The sequence below is a fragment of the Streptomyces sp. NPDC045021 genome (assembly GCF_056432645.1).
The window spans coordinates 528,973-548,516 of sequence record NZ_JBWKIQ010000002.1 but is presented as its reverse complement, the minus strand read 5'-3'; the positions used below and the strand labels follow the sequence as shown (position 1 = coordinate 548,516).

The following is a 19,544-nucleotide window of genomic DNA, read 5'->3' as shown; positions in this document are numbered from 1 at the left end:
CGGAACGCTGGATATATGGACACGCACAGCGGGGACACCCACGAGAAGGTGATCGATGTCGCCGGATTGCGCCGCCGATATGACGGTCAATTCGAGGCGGTACGGGGAGTGACGTTCACGGTGGCGCGCGGCGAGCTCTTCGCGCTGCTGGGGACCAACGGGGCGGGCAAGACCTCCACCGTCGAGGTGCTGGAGGGGCTGGCCCGGCCGAGCGGCGGGCAGGTCAGGGTGCTGGGGCACGATCCCTACCGGGAGCGGGCGCTGGTGCGGCCGCGGATGGGCGTAATGCTCCAGGAGGGCGGGTTTCCTTCCGACCTGACGGTGGCCGAAACCGCCCGTATGTGGGCCGGCTGCACGACCGGGGCCCGGCCGGTCGGCGAGGCGCTGGAGATGGTCGGCCTCGGCACCCGCCACAAGGTGCGCGTCAAACAGCTGTCGGGCGGTGAACGGCGGCGCCTGGACCTGTCGATGGCGCTGCTCGGCCGCCCCGAGGTGCTCTTCCTGGACGAGCCGACCACCGGGCTCGACGCGGAGGGCCGCCACGAGACCCAGCAACTGGTGCGCGAGCTGCGGGACCAGGGCACGACCGTCCTGCTCACCACGCACTACCTGGAGGAAGCCGAGGGCCTCGCCGACCGGCTGGCGATCATGCGCGACGGTCAGATCGTCACGACCGGCACCCCCGCCGAGGTGACGGCGGCCCGGCCGGCCCGGATCCGCTTCACCCTTCCGGAGGGTGTGACACCGGAGCGGCTGCCGCTCTCCGTCCCGTCGGCCGCCGACGGGCGCCGGATCGAGGTGCGGACGGAGCGGCTGCAGGAGGACCTGCTGGAACTGCTGACGTGGGCGCGCGACCGGGACGTACGGCTCCTCGGACTCGACGCGAGGACCGCGTCCCTGGAAGAGGCGTTCATGGACATCGCGAAGGGGGACGCACGATGAGCACGACGAGTACGGGGACGCTGGAGGGAACGGGCACGGTGCCCGCGGCGGGCGCGCGGACCAGGAGCGGTACGCGGCTGCTGGCGCTCGGGCGGGCCGAGCTCACCCTGCTGTGGCGCAACCGGACGGCGATGTACACCGCGCTGCTGCTGCCGGTCGGGATGGTCTGGGCGACGCGTTCTGTGGTCCCGACCCAGGACCTCAGGGAGGCCGGACTGACCCGTAACGCCCAGACGATGAGCGGCGGCATCGGCGTCATCCTGCTCCTCGTCGTCTACTACAACCTGGTGACGGCGTATGTGGCGCGGCGCGAGGAGTTGGTGCTCAAGCGGCTGCGGACCGGGGAACCGTCCGATCTGGAGGTCCTGGCCGGGACGGCGCTCCCGGCCGCTGCCGTGGCACTCGCGCAGTGCACGGCGCTGATCGTCACGGGTGCGCTGCTGCTGGACCTGCCGGCTCCCCGGCGGCCGGAACTGCTGGTCGCGGGCGTGCTGCTCGGGGTGCTGCTGCTGGCCGCGTTGGCAGCGGTCTCGACCGTCTTCACCCGGAGTGTGGAGGTGGCGCAGCTGACCACCCTGCCGCTGTTCATGGTGTCGCTCATCGGGTCCGGCCTGTTCGTGCCGGTGGAGCTGCTGCCCGGCTGGGCCCACGAGCTGTGCCGGCTGCTGCCCGTGACGCCCGTCACCGACCTCGTACGGTTCGGCTGGATGGGCGGCGCGGGGGCGGGCGAGGTCCTGCGCACGCTGGGGCTGGCGGTGGCCTGGACCGCGCTCGCGGTGTTTGCTGTACGCCGGTGGTTCCGCTGGGAACCACGTCGCTGACCGGGCCAGGGGGACGACCGTGCCGAAGCTGACGGGATGGTGGGAGCGGCGCAGCGATCCGGCCCGCTTCGAGCTCTACACGCGGTGGTCGCTCTACTCCTTCGCGTTGATCGAGGTGTTCCTCGTCCTCGGCGCGGTCCAGCGCTCCGACAGCCCGACCGGTGCGCGCGTCGTCCTGTGGGCACTGCTGGGGCAGGCCGTGCTGTGCGCGGTGCTGGTGTCCCGGGTGCTGGACTGGGCGCTGGGCCGGCGCGAGCGGCCGACCCGGCTGCTCGCCGCCGTCGGCGCCACGACGGCCCTCGCGGTGCTGGTCGTCGTGGTCCTGCGGGCGCGCGGCACCCTGCTCCCCGGGGGCGAAGCCGTCCAGATCGTCTCCGGCTTCACCGCCTTCGCGATCGGCCCCGCGGTGCTGAACATCCGCCGGCCGCGATGGATCGTGCTGCTCGTGGTGGGTACGGCCGCCCTGGTGGCGGTGTGCTCCGCGGCGGCGGGACTGCCGGGGGGCGAGACCACCGGCTACGCCGTCGCGGTGGCGGCGGGGGGCGCCGCCATGGCGTTCACCTACCGCGGCTCCGCCTGGATCCTGGTCGTCGTGTGGGAGCTGGACAGGGCGCGGGAGGCGCAGTCGCGGCTGGCGGTCGCGGAGGAGCGGCTGCGGTTCGGACGGGATCTGCACGACGTGATGGGACGCAACCTCTCGGTCATCGCGCTCAAGAGCGAACTCGCCGTCCAACTCGCCCGGCGGGGGCGGCCGGAGGCCGTCGACCAGATGGTGGAGGTGCAGCGCATCGCGCGGGAGTCGCAGCGCGAGGTGCGCGAGGTCGTCCGCGGCTACCGGTCGGCGGACCTGCAGGTGGAGCTGGCGGGCGCGCTGTCGGTACTGCGGGCCGCGGGCGTCGACTGCCGGGCCGAGGGCGACGACGGGGCGACGCTGTCGCCCGCCGTCCAGTCCGTGATCGCCTGGGTGGTCCGCGAGGGCACCACCAACGTGCTGCGGCACGGCGACGCCCGCAGCTGCGTCATCCGGCTGCTGGTCCCGGCGGCCGGCTCGGCCGTACTGACCATGGAGAACGACGGGGCGGCGGCCGTGCCCGCCGCGGCCGGTTCGATGGCGCCGGGGACGGGGCTGACCGGGTTGCGCGAGCGGGTCGGCGCGCTGGGCGGCACGCTCACGGCGGAGCCGGACGCCGGCGGGGTCTTCCGGCTGACGGCGTGCGTGCCGCTGCAACGGCAGGCCGCCACCTCTACGGAAGGCGCCGCATGACGAATCCGACCGGGGCCGCAGGGACCGCCGGGACTGCTGCCGGAGCTGCCGGAGCTGCCGGAGCTGCCAGGGCTGCTGGAGCTGCCAGGACCGACGGGACGCCCGGGGCCGGCGAGGCGCGGGCGCGGGTGCGCGTCCTGCTCGCCGACGACGAGCACCTCATCCGCGGCGCGCTCGCCGCGCTGCTGTCCTACGAGGACGACATCCTCGTCGTCGCAGAGGCCGCCTCAGGCCCCGAGGCACTCGCCATGGCCCGGGCGCACCGGCCGGATGTCGCGGTCCTGGATCTGGAGATGCCGGGGGCAGATGGTGTGGCGGTCGCCACATCCCTGCGGGCCGAGCTGCCCGGCTGCCGGACCATGATCGTGACCGGTCATGGGCGTCCCGGGCACCTGAAGCGGGCCCTCACGGCCGGGGTCAGGGGCTTCGTTCCCAAGACCGTCTCGGCGCAGCGACTGGCCGAGATCATCCGCACCGTGCACGCCGGAGGCCGTTATGTGGACCCGGAGTTGGCGGCCGACGCGATCAGCGCCGGCGACTCCCCGCTGACCGTCCGCGAGGCTGAGGTCCTCGATCTGGCGGCCGACGGCGCGCCGATCGCGGAGATCGCCCGGCGGGCCGCGCTGTCCCAGGGAACGGTGCGCAACTACCTCTCCTCCGCCGCCACGAAACTCTCCGCGGAGAACCGTCATGAGGCCGCGCGCATCGCCCGGGAGCGCGGTTGGGTATAGTGGCTCTCGCGCAATGCACACAGCACGCGCGGTGCGGACGTAGCTCAGTTGGTAGAGCGCAACCTTGCCAAGGTTGAGGTCGCCAGTTCGAACCTGGTCGTCCGCTCAGCAGAACGAAGGCCCCGGTGGATTTCTCCGCCGGGGCCTTCGTCGTGTCCGGGTACCCAGAGACCCGGGTGTCCGGACGCGGGATGCGCGTCCGGACACCCGGGACCAGGACTACGACCAGGTCGTGCCCGTGAGGCGCTCGTAGGCCTCGACGTACTTGGCGCGGGACTGCTCGATGATCTCGGGGGGCAGCGGCGGCGGGGGCAGCTCGCTGTTCTTGTCCCAGCCGGAGGCGGGGGACGTCAGCCAGTCGCGGATGAACTGCTTGTCGAAGGACGGCTGGGCGTGGCCGGGCTCCCACTGGTCGGCCGGCCAGAAGCGCGAGGAGTCCGGGGTGAGCACCTCGTCGCCGATGACGAGCTCGTCGCCGTCGAAGCCGAACTCGAACTTGGTGTCCGCCAGGATGATCCCGCGGTCACGGGCGACATCGCGGGCCCGGCCGTAGACCGCGAGGGTCGTCTGGCGCAGCAGGGCCGCGGTCTCGGCGCCGACCTGGCGGGCCGCCTCCTCGTAGGAGACGTTCTCGTCGTGCTCACCGACCTCGGCCTTGGTGGCGGGCGTGAAGATCGGCGCGGGCAGCTCCGAGCCGTCGACGAGGCCCTCGGGCAGCGCGAGGCCGCAGACCGTGCGGTGCTTCTCGTACTCCACGAGGCCGGAGCCGGTGAGGTAGCCGCGGGCGACGCACTCGACCGGGATCATCCGCAGCGACTTGCAGATCATGGTGCGGCCGGCCCAGTCGGCGGGGGCGCCGGCCGGGACGTCGGTGGAGATGACGTGGTTGGGAACCAGGTCGGCGAGCTGGTCGAACCACCACAGCGACAGCTGGGTGAGGATCCGGCCCTTGTCGGGGACCTCGGTGGGCACGACCCAGTCGTACACGGACGTACGGTCGCTGGCCACCATCACCAGCTCACCCGCGGCGTTCTGGTACAGGTCGCGGACCTTCCCGGTGTGCAGATGCACCAGTCCCGGCACCTGGACGGGTACGGGTTTCTCAACGAATCCGGACATGGGTCCTCCCCACTCGACGGCTCAGCTCCCGATTCTCCCGCACGGATGAGGGTGCGGACCGACAGGGTCCTGCCGACCGGGCCGGTCGGCAGGACGGGGAGGACCTAGTCGTGCTTGCAGATGCGGTCCAGCAGGTTGGCCGTGGCGCGCTGGATCCGGGGGTCCACGTAGTGCGGCCGGTCGAGCGCCGGGGACCAGGCGAAGGTGCCGGAGGCGAAGACATAGGCGCCGCTCGGCGCCCGGTACAGGGAGGTCTCCTGATGCCGGCGGCGGCCCTCGGCGTCCTCGTACGGCGAGTGCGCGAGCAGGATCCGGTCGATGGACTCGGGCAGTGCGGTGCGCGGGAAGTAGCGGTCCGCCTCGCCCGCGACCAAACCCTCGATCTCGTCCCCCTCAGCCGCGCCGGTCGCCTCCCACAGCCAGTGGTCGGCGTTGCGGACGACGAGCGGGGCCGGTTCGGGGACCCGGCCCGCGTACTGCACGCCCAGAAGCAGCTGTTCCGGCTCGCCCAGGTCCCGCCAGAGCGCGCTGCGTCCGCGGGCGTCGCCGTGCCGCTTGCGGCAGGTCAGCAGCCGGTCGGGCTCGCCGGCCGGTGACGGGCCCAGCTCGACCTGCCAGTACATGGAGTTGGCGGAGAGGAACACCAGCGAGGTGCCGCTGTCCCGGGCGGCCTCGGCAGCGCGGCGCATCGGGATCGACCAGTACTCGTCGTGTCCGGGGAAGACCAGACCGCGGTAGCGGGACGGGTCGACGCGGCCGGCGTGCAGATCGCGGGCGTCGGCGTAGGCCAGGTCGTAGCCGTACCGCTCCGCCCAGCGGATGAAGTCGTAGGCGTGGCCGACGTGCAGCGGCAGGCCCGCACCCGCGTACGGGCGGTCGAAGGAGACCGTGGTGGGGGCCTCCTCCTCGCCGAGCAGCCGGCCCTCGGCGTCCCATGCGTGATAGAGGCTGGCGCCGGTCCTGCCGTCCTCCGGGTACAGGTTGTAGGCCTGCCAGGTGACGTCGGGCATCAGCAGCAGCAGATCCGCGTCGAGCGCCGGGGCGTGCGGCGGTTCCTTGGACGGGTACCGGCGGGGGGCCGGCGGGCGCTCGTCACGGACAGTGAACGGGATGTGGCTGCGGTAGCCGTCGGCGGTGGTGAGCACCGCCACATACGCGCCGGTCTTCCAGTACCCCGGCACCTGCAGCCGCCAGGACTGCCACCAGTGGTGACACGAGACGGTGCGCCCGGCGGCGAGCGGAGCCGACTGGACGATGCCGGAGAGCCGCGGGCTGGCCGTCATGTGGCACGCGCCGTCACCGCCGTAGTGGCCGATGCGGTAGATGTCGACGGTGAACTGCTGGGGCGGATCCACGGTCACCCGGAAGTCGATGGCCGCTCCGGGGGCGACAGCGCCGGACGAGGCGAAGCCCTTGACCTGGCAGCGCACGTCATCGGCGGTGCGCGGGCCCGGCACGTGTGGCCGGGCCGGTGCCTCACCCCGGCTCACGGAGAGGTCCACGTACCAGGGGACGACGTTTCCCTCGTCGTCCAGATACTGCTCGGCACCGCGCAACCACGGCAACGGGCCCTGTCCGAACGGGTCGGTCACGCCATGCGCGAGTGCTCCCGACTGCCAGCGCCGGATCTGCTCCGTCCCCACGTGTGCCCCCCTTCTTCGCCACGCGCCCGGGCTGAGTCCGACGTCTGATGCGTCCGAACCCAGCACATCACATAACGCACTCCCTTGGTTACTGTTCGTGGCGAATAATCGGAACAGTTTCGCTCCGAGTGAGGCAGAAAATGTCATCCGGCGGGTGCGGCGTGGCCCCTGTGTCAGACGAGGCGGACGGGCTTCTCCAGCCGGACGCCGACCGCCGTGAGCCAGGAGCGCAACGGAGCCGCGTCACCGTTCTCCACGAGCCGGAGCACCGGCCATGCGAGATCGGCTCGGCGTGCGCCGTTGACGAGCAGGGCGGGGCCGTCCAGCCAGTCGAGGCCGGCCGCCGCGCCCGCGGTGTCGACGGCCGCACAGCAGACCATCGCGGTGACGTGTTCGGTGAGCAGCTCGCGGCCGGTGCGGGGCGGGAGCAGCTGGTAGACCGGGGCGAGGGCGGAGCCGGTGGCGGGGCTCCGGTTGGCGTCGCGGGCCGCTTCCTCCCGGGCGACATGGCCGGTGATCCGGGCCGCCAGCTCCTCGCTGCCGCCCCGCGAGAGCCGGTCGATCACCCGGGCGATGGTGGCCCGGCCGCACTCGTCGGGAAAGTCCACGGAGCCGGCCACGGCAGCCTGGCGGGCGGCCTGACCGCCCATCAGCAGCCCGGCGCCGGAACGGCTCTCCGCGGTGTGCTCGGCGTTCTGCACGGTGATCACCGCGGGCCGGTCGCGCTCGGCCCGCGGGACCGAGCTGCCCGGTTCGTCCAGCACCCTGATCAGCAGGGCGGCCTCGGAACGCCATATGCGGTCCACGACCTCCTCGGGGTACGACTCCCAGTCGACGGGCGACCAGTCCGGGCCGTGGTGCTCGGGGCCGCCGTGGAAGAGCCGGGCGGCCAGCAGCGAGGCCGCCTCGTCGACGGTGCCGGGCTCTTCGAGCAGATCGCAGGCGGGGCGCTCGCCCAACCGGGACTCGAACCCCTCGGCCAGCCGGTCGCGGCGGGACAGGTCGGTGAGCGCGGCCACCACTCCGGCGTCGAGCCGGGACGGCCAGCGGCCCATCCGCCAGGCGGGCAGCGCGACACGCGTCAGCAGCCGGTCCCAGCCCGCGTAGGCGAGGCCGACCTGCTCCTGGGCGACGATGCGCAGCCCGTAGTCCACCGCCTGGGCGCGCTCCGAGGCGGACGCGGCCACCCCGCGCTCCATCTCGGCGGCATGGGCCCGGCAGCCGCGCAGCAGCAGCCGGGCGACCCAGCCGAGGAAGGCGTAAGCGGGCAATGCGAGACCGGGGGAACGCGTCGAGGCGACGCCGGCCGCGGCGTCCAGACCCCGGATGAAGCGCCGGGCCGCGGCTATGTCCGGGTCGGCGGACGGACCGGTGCCGGCCACGACGGGGGCGAGCAGGGCGCGCAGCTCGGCGACCCGCATCCACCACATGAAGGGCGAGCCGATCACCAGCACCGGGGCGGCCGGCTCCCCGCGGCGACCCCAGCGGCCCGCGGGCGCTGCGTCCGGGCGGCGGTCCTCCAGCCAGCTGTCGCAGTCCGGAGTGAGCTCTATCGAGGAGGGTGTGGGGACCTGGAGCCGGACCGCGAGGTCATGGACCATCCGGTACAGATCGGGAGCGGACGACTCGGCGACCGGGACCGTCGGGCTGACCGCGGGGCGGGCCCGGACGACCACGGCGGCGACGGCGCCCGCGAGCACCAGCACCACCAGGGCTCCGCCCACCACCGTCCACCGCAGCGCGTCCCAGCTCTCGCCGATCCGCCCGGTGGCGCCGCCCACGAGCAGGACGACGGCCACGGCGGCGGGCAGCAGCGCCACGGCGAGCGCGGTGCTGCGGATCCGCAACACCGCCAGCGCACGGGAGCGTGCGACTCCCTCACCTGTTTCTCCGGCCATCGGGCGGCTCACCCCCGTCTCACTGTCAGGACCGCCGTCGGCGGCTTACCCCCACTGTCGCACCGCCCACGGACATCGCAATGTCTGTACGGCTACTTGCCGCACAGCACCACGCCGTCCGGCAGTGCGCTTCCGGGGCACAGTAGTTGGGGACCGCTGCCACGTCAGCCGGATGGAGAAGCCATCACTCCTTGGGGTGGCTTTGGGCAAAGCCACCCCAAGGGCTGACTCAGGACTGGCCTGTTCCCGCCGCCTTGGCCGCGATGTCGGTCCGGTGGTGCGAGCCGTCCAGCCGCACCCGGGCGACCGCGCGGTACGCCCGCTCACGGGCTTTGGCCAGGTCGGCGCCGGTGGCGGTGACGGAGAGCACCCGGCCGCCCGCGCTCACCACGCGGCCCTCGTCGTCGAGCCTGGTGCCCGCGTGCAGCACGTACGCGTGCTCGTCCTGCTCGGCGACGTCCGCCAGACCGGTGATCGGGTCGCCGGTGCGCGGGGTGTCCGGATAGTTGTACGAGGCGATGACGACGGTGACGGCCGCGCCGTCGCTCCACCGCAGCGGCTCCACTTCGGACAGCCGTCCCGTCGCGGCGGCGCGCAGCACGCCGGCGAGCGGGGTCTTGAGGCGCGCGAGGACGACCTGCGTCTCGGGGTCGCCGAAGCGCGCGTTGAACTCGATCACGCGCACGCCGCGGGAGGTCATGGCCAGACCCGCGTAGAGCAGCCCGGCGAACGGGGTGCCGCGGCGCCGCAGCTCGTCCACGGTGGGCTGCAGGACGGTCCGCTCGACCTCGTCGACCAGCTTGGGGTCGGCCCACGGGAGCGGGGAGTACGCGCCCATGCCACCGGTGTTCGGGCCCTCGTCGGCGTCCAGCGCGCGCTTGAAGTCCTGGGCGGGCTGCAGCGGGACGACCGTCACACCGTCGGTGACGGCGAAGAGCGAGACCTCGGGGCCGTCGAGGAACTCCTCGATGACGACGCGGTCGCAGGCCAGCGCGTGCGCGCGGGCGGCGGCGAGGTCATCGGTGACGACGACGCCCTTGCCCGCGGCCAGGCCGTCGTCCTTGACGACGTACGGGGCGCCGAAGGCGTCCAGCGCCACGTCGATCTGCTCGGCGGTGGTGCAGACGTAGGAGCGGGCGGTGGGCACCCCCGCGCCGGCCATGACCTCCTTGGCGAACGCCTTGGAGCCCTCCAGCTGCGCGGCTTCCGCGGTCGGGCCGAAGCAGTCGATACCGCGGGCCCGGACCGCGTCGGCGACGCCCGCCACCAGCGGGGCCTCCGGACCGACGATCACGAAGTCCGCGCCGATCGAGACGGCGAGGTCGGCGACGGCGGCGCCGTCGAGGGCGTCGACCGGGTGCAGCTCGGCGGCCTCCGCGATCCCGGCGTTACCGGGGGCGCAGTGCAACGAGGTGACATCGGGGTCGAGGGACAGTGAGCGGCACAGGGCGTGTTCGCGGGCGCCGCCGCCGATGACAAGGACCTTCACGTGCTCCAGGGTAGTGGCCGCGTGCGGAGCCCCGTGCCGCGCGCCGCGGCTCACTCTTTCGAGTGGGACGGATGTTCGGCCTATACCTGACCACGCGGCCTTTAAGGGCTGAAATCCAAAGATCCTGCCCACACGGTCAGCCGTTCGGCGGTAAGAAGGGAGCTTCGTCGTGTCGGAAGACGAGCGCCGGAATGCGAGGGAGCGCGCAGTGAGCCAGCCGGACATGTATCCCGAGGAGGCTCCCCGGGAGGAGCCCGTTCAACGGGCTCTGCATAGCCAGGAGGACCTGCGGGCGCTGCCTTTTCCGCTCGGCGACTGGGGCGAGCCCGCCGAACGCCTGGAGGAGCTCTACCGCTGGGCCGAGGCCGGCGCGCTGGCCACCGCCGACTGGTATCTCGCCGACCGCGTCTGGAAGCGGCACGGGGCGCGCGGGCTGCGGCTGGCCGCCGCGTTCTTCGGCACCGTGGGCGCCGCACTGCCGCTGATCGAACTGACCGGGGCCGCGGACGGCGCCGCGCGCTGGGGTTATGTGGCGCTGCTCTTCGCCGCGGTCTGTGTCGGTCTGGACCGCTGCTTCGGGCTGACGTCCGGCTGGATGCGGGACGTCGCCACCGCGCAGGCGGTGCAGCGGCGGCTGGAGGCGCTGCGCTTCGACTGGGCGTCGGAGAGCGTCCGGGAGGTGCTGGGCCCCACCGAGGGCACGGCGGCGGAGGCGGCCGAACGCTGTCTTGCGGTGCTGCGCCGGTTCTCCGAGGACGTGTCGGACCTGGTCAGGATGGAAACGGCGGACTGGATGACGGAGTTCGGGACGCGGAGCGCGCCGCTGCGCGCGCAGTCCACGGTGCCGTGGGCCGCCCGCACCGAGGGGGTGCCCGCCAGTCGCTTCCCGATGGCGCCCGGCGGCCGTCCGAACATGCCCCGCCAGCGGCCCCCGGAGGGGCCGGCCCGCTGAACCGTCGAACACCGCTGGGCACCGTCGAAAACCGCCACCACTGAGCAACTCGGCCGACCGCTCCGTCAGCCGAAGGCCGTCATCAGCTGAAGACGACCATCGAGCCCTGCGCCAGCGAGCGGGTCGCCGCCGCGTGCAGGCCGAGCCAGACGTGCCGTTCGCGGGCGAACGGGCTGGGATCGTACGACGGCTGGGCGGCCGGCTCCTCCAGTCCGGTGGGCCGGTCCGGCGGGGCGGGGGCCTGTGGCGGGTTGGCCGCGTCGATGCCGATCGCCGCCGCGACGGACGCGAGATCCCGCAGCAGGCCGTGGCTGGAACCCAGCGGGCCGCCGCCTTCGAGGAGTTCGTCGTTGACGACCGGATGCGGGAAGTCCAGCGGGACGTACGCGCCCGCGTGGTCGTAGTGCCAGACGAGGTGCGACTGCTGGGCTGTCGCCTCGAACATCTCCAGCAGCTGTTCGTAGTCGCCGCCGAGCGCGTCGACCGGGGTGACCTCCAGGCCCTGCAGGTTCAACAGGAAGGCCCGGCGCAGGAAATGCAGGGCGTCGTAGTCGAAGCCGGCGACCGGGCCGACGTCGCCGGAGAGTCCCGGCATGTAGGTGTGGACGGGCACCGGCGGCAGGCCCGCGTCGTTCAAGGCCTTGTCGTAGCGGGCCAGTTCCTCGGAGAAAGGGTTTTCAGGGCTGTGGCAGAGCACGTCCACAAGGGGAACCAGCCACAAGTCGCAGGCCACAGGCGCTCCAAGTCGTCTATGCGATCGTCGGGCCAGCGTAGTGCGAGGCGCGGTCGGCGTCAGGAGGTGGAGGCTTCCGGCTCACTCCGAAGGCTCGCCGGCTCTCCCGCCGAGGTCTCCGCGATGTCGCCCACGGCCCCCTATCGGGGGGCCAGCTTCGCCATCAGGGCGAGGGAGTGCTCGTTGTAGTCGGCGACGATACGGCGTGCCTCGGGCAGATCGCGGTCCCGGACGGCGTCGACGAGTTCGACGTGGTCCGACCAGCAGACGCCCGCGAGCATCGGATGGGCGCGCAGAAACGGGATCGAGTACATCCAGGTCTGGGTGCGGATCCGGTCGAGGAACTCGCAAATGTGCGGATTGCCCGACAATGCCGCGACTTCGCGCCAGAAGCGAATGTCACAGCCGATGAGCACATCGAGCATGCCGGACCGCGCGGCCCGCGCCGCGGCCTCGCCCCGGCGGCGCACCGACGCGAGGACATCCGGCGGCACTTCACGCAACACATCGCCCTCGATGCGGCGGAAGATCCCCTCGGTCACCAGGTTGCGGGCCTCGACCATGGAGACGAAGTCGTCGGGGCCGAAGCGCCGTACCTGGAAGCCGCGGTGCTGCTCGACGTCGAGCAGGCCCTGCGCGGCCAGGTCGACCAGCGCCTCACGGACGGGCGTGGCGGAGACGCCGTACAGCTCCGCGATCTCCTTGACGGTGAAGTCCCGCCCGGCCGGGAGCCGGCCGGTCAGCACCTCGTCGCGGAGCGCGTCGGCGATCTGCTGCCGCAGGCTGTTGCGCTTCACCGGTGTGGTGTCCGCAAGCACTGCCGCCTCCTCGCCCGAACGTACGTTTCCCTCCGATTACTCCGCACACGATAGGCGAAGGTTCGGAAATCAACCGCACGTCCGGCGAGGGAAGCGTGTGGGGGTTATGTGCATTTCGCGAGCGGCCACGCGTTGTTGGCGGTCCGACAGGGCAAGCGCTATCCGTTGACGGCGTACCGGTCGGTCACCGTCAGAGCCTCGTCCAGCGCCGCCAGGCCCTCCTTGGCCTCGGCCTCGGTGACCGTGCACGGCGGAACGACATGCGTGCGGTTCATGTTGACGAAGGGCCACAGACCGCCCTTCTTGCACGCCGCCGCGAACTCGGCCATCGGCGCGTTGTCCGCGCCGACCGCGTTGTACGGCACCAGCGGCTCGTGCGTCGCCTTGTCCTTGACGAGGTCCAGGGCCCAGAAGACGCCGAGGCCGCGCACCTCTCCGACCGAGGCGTGCCGGGCCGCGATGTCGCGCAAAGCGGGACCGATGACCCGTTCGCCGATCGCGGCGGCGTTCTCCACGATCCGCTCCTCGCGCATCGCGTTGATGGTCGCGACGGCGGAGGCACAGGCCAACGGGTGGCCGGAGTAGGTCAGACCGCCCGGGTAGGGGCGGGTGGCGAAGGTCGCGGCGATCTTCGGGGAGATGGCGACGCCGCCGAGCGGTACGTAGCCGGAGTTCACGCCCTTGGCGAAGGTCAGCAGGTCCGGGACGACGCCCCAGTGGTCGGCGGCGAACCAGGCTCCGGTGCGGCCGAAGCCGGACATGACCTCGTCGAGGATGAAGACGATCCCGTACCGGTCGCAGATCTCCCGGACACCGGCGAGATACCCGGCCGGCGGCACGAGGATGCCGGCGGTGCCGACCACCGACTCCAGGATGATCGCGGCGACCGACTGCGGACCCTCGAAGGCGACGAGCTGCTCCAGGTGCTCCAGCGCGCGCTCGCACTCCTGCTCCTCGCTCGTCGCGTGGAACTGCGAGCGGTACAGGTACGGGCCCCAGAAGTGCACGACGCCGGCCGAGGCTGTGTCGGACGGCCAGCGGCGCGGGTCACCGGTGAGGTTGATCGCGGTGGAGGTGGCGCCGTGGTACGAGCGGTAGGCGCTGAACACCTTGTGCCGGCCGGTGTGCAGCCGGGCCATGCGGACGGCGTTCTCGACCGCCTCGGCGCCGCCGTTGGTGAAGAAGACCTGGTCGAGATCGCCGGGGGTGACCTCGGCGATCAGCCGGGCCGCCTCGGACCGTACGTCGACGGCGAAGCCCGGCGCGATGGTGCAGAGCTTGGCGGCCTGCTCCTGGATCGCGGCGACGACCTTCGGGTGCTGATGGCCGATGTTGGTGTTCACCAGCTGGGAGGAGAAGTCCAGATAGCGGTTGCCGTCGTAGTCCCAGAAGTACGAGCCCTCGGCCCCGGCCACGGCCAGCGGATCGATGACCGCCTGCGCGGACCACGAGTGGAAGACATGCGCCCGGTCGGCGGCCTTGACGGCGGCTCCGGTCTCGGGATCGGCGACGGCGAAAGGAGGGGTCATGCGGTCCAGGCTAAGGATCGTCGCCGGTCAGGGACACGGTCACCTTGTATGGCACTCGCCACGTTCCCCGACAGGCTGTCATTGCGCCGGTCGGCTGGAGACCGTTCCGCGAGCCGCCGGCCATCCCCGTTCCGGCCCCGCTACGACCCCCGCCCGGCGCCGGCCACCCGCCCGGGGCCCCTGCTCGAACGGTCAGACTATTCTTCGGCTACGGGGCGGCCGGAAGGCCAGGAGGAGGCGCGGGGGGCATGGAAGAACTCAGGTCCGACGATCCGCAGTGGATCGGCGCGTACCGGCTGCTGGGCCGGCTCGGCACCGGCGGCATGGGACGGGTCTTCCTGGCGCGTTCGGAACGCGGCCGTACCGTCGCGGTGAAACTGGTGCGGGCCGAGCTGGCCGCCCAGGACGAGTTCAGGGGCCGCTTCCGGCAGGAGGTCCAGGCCGCCCGCCGGGTCGGCGGCGAATGGACGGCACCCGTACTCGACGCCGACACCGAGACCGAGATCCCCTGGGTCGCCACCGGCTACATCGCCGGGCCGACGCTGCAGCACGTCATCGCCAAGGAGCACGGCCCGCTGCCGGAGCGTTCGGTCTGGGTGCTGGCGGCCGGGCTGGCCCGCGCCCTCAAGGACATCCACGCCGCCGGGCTCATCCACCGCGATCTGAAGCCCTCGAATGTCATGATCACGATCGATGGCCCCCGGGTCATCGACTTCGGCATCGCCCGCGCCCTGGAGACCGTCGCCGGCGGCCTGACGAACACCGGCGCGCTGGTCGGATCGCCCGGCTTCATGTCGCCCGAGCAGGTGCGCGGCGACCGGGTCACCCCGGCCTGCGACATCTTCTGCCTGGGCTCGGTGCTGGCGTACGCGGCGACCGGGAAGCAGCCGTTCGGCGCCGCGAGCAGCGGGGTGCACGCCCAGATGTTCCGGATCGCGCAGGAGCCGCCGGAGCTGGACGAGCTGCCCGGCGCGCTGCGCGAGCTGGTCGCGGAGTGCCTGGTCAAGGAGGCCGCCCTGCGGCCGGACCTGGACGCGGTCCTGGAGCGGATCGCCGCCCACCCGCCGGAGGAGGGCAGGTCCTGGCTGCCCAGCGGGATCGTCGCGCAGCTCGGCCGGCACGCCGTGCGGCTGCTGGAGGCCGAGAACCCGCACGACGGAAGTCCCGCCCCGGCGCCCACGGCCGCGCGGCCCGACCCCGAGCCGCAACCCGGCCCGGCCCCCGTCCCCGACGCCGTCCCGGCGCCCGATGCCGTCCCGCAGGTGCCGCACGCCCGGCCGACCCTGGTCGACGCGGCCACGCCGCCGCCGGTCCCGTCCGCGTACCCGGGTGGCTACGGCTATCCGCACCCCGGATACGGCCCCCCGCCGGTTCACGCGACGCCGCCGCCCCGCCGGAGGCAGGGTGTGCTGATCGGCGCCGCGGTGGTGGTCGCGGTGCTCGCCGGCGCCGGGGCGGCCGTCGTCGCGCTCGACTTCGGCAAGGGCAAGGACAGCGGCACGGACAATCAGGGCCTGACCGGGCCCGGGACCGGTACCCCGTCGGGGTCCGGCACATCGCAGAGCTCCCCGTCCACCTCGGCAACCGCCTCCACCGCGCCCGGCGAGGTACCCGACCGGCTCGTCGGCACCTGGCAGGCCGGGTTCGAGAGCAACGGCACCAACACCCGCACCCTGACGATCCGCCGGGACGGCACCGTCACCCTGGCCGGCACGGGCAGCACCTACCACTGCGCGTGGACGATGCACATGACGTCGGCCGGTCCGCCGCTGTCGCTGAGCCCGTCCCTGCTCACCAGCGCGGTACCCGCCACCTCCTGCAATCCGGGCCTCTCCTCGACGATCACCGCGATCGACGATTCCCATCTGATCCGCGACTCCCAGGAGCCGGGCAAGGCCCCGCTGACCTACACGAAGATCGACTGACCGCGCAGAACACGGCAGAACGACAGAACGGCCGACACAGGACGGCAGAACGCGGCGCGCCCCGGTGGTAGGACCACCGGGGCGCGCCGCGTCGTGTTGTCAGCCGGACCGGCTGCCATTACCTCAGAGGAAGGAGTTGATCTCGATCGTCTCGGTACGGCCGGGGCCCACGCCGATCGCGGAGATCGGCGCGCCCGACATCTCCTCGAGCGCCTTGACGTACGCCTGCGCGTTCTTCGGCAGGTCGTCGAAGGTCTGCGCCTTGGTGATGTCCTCGGACCAGCCGGGGAGCATCTCGTAGATCGGCTTCGCGTGGTGGAAGTCGCTCTGGTTGTAGGGCAGCTCCTCGACGCGCTTGCCGTCGATCTCGTAGGCCACGCAGACCGGGATCTGCTCCCAGCCGGTGAGGATGTCGAGCTTGGTGAGGAAGAAGTCCGTCAGGCCGTTGACGCGGGTCGCGTACCGCGCAATGACCGCGTCGAACCAGCCGCAGCGACGGTCGCGGCCGGTGGTGACCCCGCGCTCGTGGCCGATGACCCGCAGCTTCTCGCCGTCCTCGTCGAACAGCTCGGTCGGGAACGGACCGGCGCCGACACGCGTCGTATAGGCCTTGAGGATGCCGATGACGCGGCTGATCTTCGTCGGGCCGATGCCGGAGCCCGTGCAGGCACCGCCGGCGGTCGGGTTCGACGAGGTCACGAAGGGATAGGTGCCGTGGTCGACGTCGAGCAGAGTGCCCTGACCGCCCTCCATCAGCACGACCTTGCCCTCGTCCAGCGCCTTGTTCAGAATCAGACCGGTGTCGGCGACGAAGTCCTTGATCTGCTCCGCGTAGCCGAGGTACTCCTCGACGACCTGGTCGATGCTGATCGCCCGCCGGTTGAAGAGCTTGACCAGGACCTGGTTCTTGTCGTGGAGAGCGGCCTCCACCTTCTGGTGCAGGATCGACTCGTCGAAGAGGTCCTGGACGCGGATCCCGACGCGGTTGATCTTGTCGGCGTAGGCCGGGCCGATTCCGCGCCCGGTCGTACCGATCTTGCGGCTGCCGAGGAACCGCTCCGTCACCTTGTCGATGGTCTGGTGATACGGAGTGATCAGGTGGGCGTTGCCGCTGATCAGAAGCTTGGACGTATCGACGCCGCGGTCGTTCAGTCCGCTCAGCTCGGAGAGCAGGACAGCCGGGTCCACGACGACACCGTTACCAATGACCGGGGTACACCCCGGCGACAGGATTCCGGAGGGGAGGAGATGCAGTGCGTACTTCTGGTCGCCAACGACGACCGTGTGGCCGGCATTGTTGCCGCCCTGGTAACGCACGACATAGTCCACGGAGCCACCGAGCAGGTCAGTGGCCTTCCCCTTGCCTTCGTCACCCCACTGAGCACCGAGCAGCACAAGTGCGGGCACAGGCGTACACCCCTTCCGGGCGGGGCATGTCCAACGTGCAGAGAGCCGTCGAACCGGTGCCCCGGAATAGACGAAGCCCCTGACGCAACGGCGCAAGGGGCTCTTGCACCGAGATTTTACCTGAGGAAGGACCAAGGTGTCGGCTCAGCGACCTGACGGGCAGCAATTGCTCGTGGTCATCGACCCCGCCGCACGTACCGTCGACGGCGAATCCGTCCGCATCGCGAAGGATGTCCTGTGTGCGGGCGCGTCCTCCGTAAAAATCGCTCTCCCGGATTCGGCCGAAGAGGTGGCCCGGGTGCTCGCCCACCGCGGACGGCGCCGTCCGGTGGTTCTCGGCGACGACCGGACCCTGCTGCGGGCGGTGCGGGCACTGCACCAAGAGCGCGCGCTCGGCGAGGCCCCGCTCGCGCTGGTCCCGATCGGGCCGCGCTCCACGCTCGCCAGGGCACTGGGCGTGCCGGGCCAGGTGCTGCCCGCGGCGCGGGCGGTGCTCGACGGCATGGACCGCGAGCTGGACCTGCTGATCGACGACAGCGGCGGCATCGTGCTGGGCAGCCTGCGGATCCCCTGCGACGGCGCGGTCCCTTCCGAACACTGGTGGACGCCGGTGGAGCGGACCGCCCGGTCGCTGGTGCGGACGCTGACGATGCCTGCCCCGTCGAACGGCCACGGCCCGGGGCACAGCCACGGTCACGCGCCGCGCCAGCGGCTGCGGATCGAGGCGGACGGGGTGGTGCTGGTCGACCTGGACCAGCCCGTGCACGACGTGTCGTTCCGGACGGTGGACCCCGGGCTCATCGAGGTCCGCGTCCACCACCCCGACAGCCCGGAACCGCTGTGTGTGCAGGCCGCGACCGTCACCGTCTCGGGCCGGGACTTCCGCTACCGCGCGGACTCCACCGTCGCCGGGCCGGTCAGGACCCGCACCTGGACGATCCAGCCGGGCGCCTGGCGGCTCACGGTGCCCCGCGCCTGAGACGAAGATCACGTCGGGAGCGGGGCGCGTCACCAGCTGACGAGCAGTTCCTCCAGGCCCCGGATGACATAGCCGGGCTTCCAGCGCGGCTCGGACACCATCCGCAGGTTCGGCGCGCGGCTCAGCAGCGTGCCGAAGGACGCGGCGAGTTCGAGGCGGGCCAGCGGCGCGCCCAGGCAGTAGTGGATGCCCGCGCCGAACGTGAGATGCCGGTTGTCGGCGGCCGGGCGGCGCAGGTCCAGCCGGTCGGGGTCGGGGAAGCGGGACGGGTCGCGGTTGGCGGACCCGAAGAGCAGCGCGACCTCGGAACCGCGCGGGATCACCGTGTCGCCGACCTCGATGTCGTCCAGCACCCACCGTTCGAACATCTGCAGCGGCGTGTCGTGGCGCAGCAGTTCCTCGATGGCGCCCGGGAGCAGCCCGGGCTCGGCACGGAGCAGGTCGAGCTGGTCGGGGTGGCGGAAGAGGGTGAACCAGCCGTTCGCCGTGGTGTTCACCGTCGCCTCGTGCCCGGCGTTGAGCAGCAGCACGCAGGTGGAGACCATCTCCTGCTCGCTGAGGGTGTCCCCGTCCTCGTACGCGGCGATCAGGGCGCTGATCAGGTCCTCGCCCGGTGCGCGGCGGCGCTCGGCGATCAGCCCGCGCAGATACTCCGAGAACTCCTCGCTCGCCCGGACGGCCCGCCGCGCGGTCTCCTCGTCCGGATTGAGTTCGAACATCCCGCAGATATCCGCCGACCAGGGCCGCAGCGGCTGCCGGTCCCCGGGCGGAACGCCCAGCATCTCCGCGATGACCGCGACCGGCAGCGGCTCGGCGACCCGGGCCAGCAGGTCGCCGCCGCCGTCCGCGTGCAGGCCGTCGACCAGCTCGGCCGCCATCCGATCGACGGTCGGCGCGAGCCGCTCGACGGTGCGCGGGGTGAATGCCTTCGCGACCAGCCGGCGGATACGGGTGTGGTCCGGGGCCTCCAGATCGAGCAGGCCGTTGCCGTTGAGGACGTGGAACGGCTCGTGCCCGGCCGGCGGCGCCTCGCGGCCGAACTCCTCGTGGGTGAAGCGGTGCAGATACGTACGCCCCAGCCGGCGGTCGCGCAGCAGCGCGCTCACATCGTCGTAGTGCGGGATCAGCCACTGCCGGGTCGGCTCGAACCAGTGCGCGCGTCCCGCCGCGCGCAGCGCCTCGTACGCCGGATACGGGTCGGCGACGAACGCGGCGGACCACGGGTCGAAGCCCTTCACCGCCGGGCCGCCGGGTACGGGGTCGCTCATGGGTCGATCCGTCATGCGGGGATCCG

The 19,544-nt window shown here is 72.2% G+C and carries 16 protein-coding genes and 1 tRNA gene; 8 read left to right on the top strand and 9 right to left on the bottom strand.

Translation table 11 applies throughout. The annotated features are described in order from the left end of the window. The first annotated feature begins 15 nt into the window (after positions 1–15). The 5 genes from AC07DC_RS09585 to AC07DC_RS09565 all read left to right on the top strand — a co-directional run bounded on the left by AC07DC_RS09585 (position 16) and on the right by AC07DC_RS09565 (position 3,864). The gene (locus AC07DC_RS09585) at positions 16–942 is read left to right on the top strand and encodes an ABC transporter ATP-binding protein (protein ID WP_478913491.1); all 927 of its coding nucleotides are present in this window, start codon (positions 16–18) and stop codon (positions 940–942) included. Beyond that, on the top strand, positions 939–1,763 hold the full coding sequence (locus AC07DC_RS09580; protein WP_478913489.1) for an ABC transporter permease: 825 nt from the start codon (positions 939–941) through the stop codon (positions 1,761–1,763). Before AC07DC_RS09585 ends, AC07DC_RS09580 begins: the two co-directional genes overlap by 4 nt. Positions 1,764–1,782: 19 nt before the next feature. Continuing rightward, positions 1,783–3,027, top strand: a complete 1,245-nt coding sequence (locus AC07DC_RS09575) for a sensor histidine kinase (RefSeq protein WP_478913487.1) — start codon at positions 1,783–1,785, stop codon at positions 3,025–3,027. Beyond that, on the top strand, positions 3,024–3,758 hold the full coding sequence (locus tag AC07DC_RS09570; protein WP_478913485.1) for a response regulator transcription factor: 735 nt from the start codon (positions 3,024–3,026) through the stop codon (positions 3,756–3,758). The genes AC07DC_RS09575 and AC07DC_RS09570 overlap by 4 nt, the downstream gene beginning before the upstream one ends. 33 nt (positions 3,759–3,791) lie before the next feature. Next, positions 3,792–3,864: transfer RNA gene (locus AC07DC_RS09565), tRNA-Gly, on the top strand. A 113-nt stretch (positions 3,865–3,977) separates the two neighbouring features. On the opposite strand, the gene AC07DC_RS09560 is transcribed toward AC07DC_RS09565, so the two are convergent. From AC07DC_RS09560 to purD, 4 genes are all read right to left on the bottom strand, one after another. Further along, a complete protein-coding gene (locus AC07DC_RS09560) occupies positions 3,978–4,877 on the bottom strand; it encodes a phosphoribosylaminoimidazolesuccinocarboxamide synthase (protein ID WP_478913483.1) in 900 nt (299 codons plus the stop codon). 104 nt (positions 4,878–4,981) lie between these two features. Beyond that, the gene (locus AC07DC_RS09555) at positions 4,982–6,520 is read right to left on the bottom strand and encodes a N,N-dimethylformamidase beta subunit family domain-containing protein (RefSeq protein WP_478913481.1); all 1,539 of its coding nucleotides are present in this window, start codon (positions 6,518–6,520) and stop codon (positions 4,982–4,984) included. 173 nt (positions 6,521–6,693) lie between these two features. After that, the gene (locus AC07DC_RS09550; RefSeq protein WP_478913479.1) at positions 6,694–8,418 is read right to left on the bottom strand and encodes a hypothetical protein; all 1,725 of its coding nucleotides are present in this window, start codon (positions 8,416–8,418) and stop codon (positions 6,694–6,696) included. Between the two features lie 229 nt (positions 8,419–8,647). Then, entirely contained in the window at positions 8,648–9,907 is a 1,260-nt protein-coding gene (gene purD / locus AC07DC_RS09545; protein ID WP_478913477.1) for a phosphoribosylamine--glycine ligase, read from the bottom strand. A 223-nt stretch (positions 9,908–10,130) separates the two neighbouring features. Between purD and AC07DC_RS09540 the strand changes: the two genes are divergently transcribed. Further along, positions 10,131–10,859 (top strand): SLATT domain-containing protein, encoded by a 729-nt coding sequence (locus tag AC07DC_RS09540; RefSeq protein WP_478914094.1) that lies wholly within the window; start codon positions 10,131–10,133, stop codon positions 10,857–10,859. A gap of 82 nt (positions 10,860–10,941) precedes the next feature. Here AC07DC_RS09540 and AC07DC_RS09535 read toward each other — a convergent pair whose 3' ends face one another. From AC07DC_RS09535 to AC07DC_RS09525, 3 genes are all read right to left on the bottom strand, one after another. Further along, on the bottom strand, positions 10,942–11,592 hold the full coding sequence (locus AC07DC_RS09535; protein WP_478913475.1) for a hypothetical protein: 651 nt from the start codon (positions 11,590–11,592) through the stop codon (positions 10,942–10,944). Between the two features lie 140 nt (positions 11,593–11,732). Next, entirely contained in the window at positions 11,733–12,410 is a 678-nt protein-coding gene (locus tag AC07DC_RS09530) for a GntR family transcriptional regulator (RefSeq protein ID WP_478913473.1), read from the bottom strand. 158 nt (positions 12,411–12,568) lie between these two features. Further along, the gene (locus AC07DC_RS09525) at positions 12,569–13,939 is read right to left on the bottom strand and encodes an aminotransferase class III-fold pyridoxal phosphate-dependent enzyme (protein ID WP_478913471.1); all 1,371 of its coding nucleotides are present in this window, start codon (positions 13,937–13,939) and stop codon (positions 12,569–12,571) included. Positions 13,940–14,187: 248 nt separating this feature from the next. Here AC07DC_RS09525 and AC07DC_RS09520 point away from each other — a divergent pair, with 248 nt between their 5' ends. After that, positions 14,188–15,864 carry a serine/threonine-protein kinase gene (locus AC07DC_RS09520; RefSeq protein ID WP_478913470.1) on the top strand — a complete coding sequence of 559 codons (1,677 nt, stop codon included), beginning with the start codon at positions 14,188–14,190 and terminating at the stop codon, positions 15,862–15,864. A 123-nt stretch (positions 15,865–15,987) separates the two neighbouring features. Here AC07DC_RS09520 and AC07DC_RS09515 read toward each other — a convergent pair whose 3' ends face one another. After that, positions 15,988–17,271, bottom strand: a complete 1,284-nt coding sequence (locus tag AC07DC_RS09515) for an adenylosuccinate synthase (RefSeq protein WP_478913468.1) — start codon at positions 17,269–17,271, stop codon at positions 15,988–15,990. A 136-nt stretch (positions 17,272–17,407) separates the two neighbouring features. On the opposite strand from AC07DC_RS09515, the gene AC07DC_RS09510 reads away from it, so the two are divergent. Continuing rightward, the gene (locus AC07DC_RS09510) at positions 17,408–18,250 is read left to right on the top strand and encodes a diacylglycerol kinase family protein (protein WP_478913466.1); all 843 of its coding nucleotides are present in this window, start codon (positions 17,408–17,410) and stop codon (positions 18,248–18,250) included. A 29-nt stretch (positions 18,251–18,279) separates the two neighbouring features. Here AC07DC_RS09510 and AC07DC_RS09505 read toward each other — a convergent pair whose 3' ends face one another. Beyond that, entirely contained in the window at positions 18,280–19,533 is a 1,254-nt protein-coding gene (locus AC07DC_RS09505) for a cytochrome P450 (protein WP_478913464.1), read from the bottom strand. Between the last annotated feature and the right edge of the window lie 11 nt (positions 19,534–19,544).

Excerpts from the sequence above, each read along its gene's own strand:
- AC07DC_RS09585 (WP_478913491.1), top strand. The coding sequence starts at position 16 with ATGGACACGCACAGCGGGGACACCCACGAGAAGGTGATCGATGTCGCC.
- AC07DC_RS09580 (WP_478913489.1), top strand. The coding sequence starts at position 939 with ATGAGCACGACGAGTACGGGGACGCTGGAGGGAACGGGCACGGTGCCC.
- AC07DC_RS09570 (WP_478913485.1), top strand. The coding sequence starts at position 3,024 with ATGACGAATCCGACCGGGGCCGCAGGGACCGCCGGGACTGCTGCCGGA.
- AC07DC_RS09560 (WP_478913483.1), bottom strand. The coding sequence starts at position 4,877 with ATGTCCGGATTCGTTGAGAAACCCGTACCCGTCCAGGTGCCGGGACTG.
- AC07DC_RS09550 (WP_478913479.1), bottom strand. The coding sequence starts at position 8,418 with ATGGCCGGAGAAACAGGTGAGGGAGTCGCACGCTCCCGTGCGCTGGCG.
- AC07DC_RS09540 (WP_478914094.1), top strand. The coding sequence starts at position 10,131 with ATGTATCCCGAGGAGGCTCCCCGGGAGGAGCCCGTTCAACGGGCTCTG.
- AC07DC_RS09525 (WP_478913471.1), bottom strand. The coding sequence starts at position 13,939 with ATGACCCCTCCTTTCGCCGTCGCCGATCCCGAGACCGGAGCCGCCGTC.
- AC07DC_RS09520 (WP_478913470.1), top strand. The coding sequence starts at position 14,188 with ATGGAAGAACTCAGGTCCGACGATCCGCAGTGGATCGGCGCGTACCGG.
- AC07DC_RS09505 (WP_478913464.1), bottom strand. The coding sequence starts at position 19,533 with ATGACGGATCGACCCATGAGCGACCCCGTACCCGGCGGCCCGGCGGTG.